This is a genomic window from Nodosilinea sp. LEGE 07298, from assembly GCF_015207265.1.
In the GTDB taxonomy this organism is placed as follows: domain Bacteria; phylum Cyanobacteriota; class Cyanobacteriia; order Phormidesmidales; family Phormidesmidaceae; genus Nodosilinea.
Map to the genome: position 1 here is coordinate 1 of NZ_JADEXE010000617.1, position 1,004 is coordinate 1,004.

Annotated in this window: 1 protein-coding gene; it reads left to right on the forward strand. The window is 60.4% G+C overall.

The genetic code is table 11. The features are described 5' to 3' along the window. Nucleotides 1–10: 10 nt before the first annotated feature. Nucleotides 11–1,004 (forward strand): alpha/beta hydrolase (locus IQ273_RS33440; RefSeq protein WP_194027359.1); only part of this gene is annotated, 994 nt, incomplete at its 3' end.

Consider the following 1,004-nt stretch of genomic DNA (forward strand, 5'->3'; position numbering starts at 1 on the left):
AGGCAATGGTATGACCTGGCAACGGGTGGGGAGGCGGGCACTGGCCCTGGGCGGGCTAAGTTTGGGGACGACGCTGCTGCTCGGGCTGCCGGTGCAGGCGGCGGAAGCTATTTTCTTTCGCTACGGCCCGGTAGAGCGATCGGTGAGCACGAGTTCGCTGGAAACGCTGATCGAGTCGGGGCAGCTCACCGACGACCTGGCCTTTTACGTCAACCTGGTTAATCTCAATGAGGCCGAGGTTGAGCAGCTGCGCCAAAACCTCGATCGCCCCCTGGAGGTTGATGGTGTACTGCTGTCCCGCTTTCTCTACAGCAACCTGGGTGAAGAACTGCTGGAGCAGGTGGGGGCGATTCTGCAAACTCGGGTGGGTGGCAACGGCAAGCTGGCCCTGCGGGCGGCGCTGATTCAGGCGGCTACCTCAACCGAGGGGCTGTCGGCCATCAACGTGGTGCGATCGCTGCCCGTTGACATGCAAATCAATGTGGATGATGCCCTGGCCGTAGCTAACGCCGTAGAGCTGATCGTCAACGCCACCATCGATTCTGTGGGCCAGCTAGCCGTGTTAACCGAGCAGCAGACGGCCCAAGCGCCATCGATTGACTATGCAGAACTGGCTGATTTAACCGCCCCCGGCCCGGCAAGGGTGCAAATTCAGCGCTTTAACCTCACCGATACCCAGCGCAGTCGCCAGCTCTATGTCGATGTTGTGCGCCCTCGCCAGTGGCGTGGACAGGCTCCGGTGATGGTGTTTTCCCACGGGTTATCGTCTAGCCCCGAGTCGCGGCACCAGTGGGCTAGCCACCTAGCCTCCCACGGCATTGTAGTGGTGCTGCCGCAGCACCCTGGTAGCGATACCCAGCAAGTATCTGAGTTTCAGATGGGCCTGAGCGCCAACGTATTTGAGCTGCAAGAATTTATCGATCGCCCCCTCGACATTACCTTTGTGCTCGACGAGCTAGAGCGGCTCAACTCCACTGAGTTTGACGGTCGGCTCAACCTGGCTC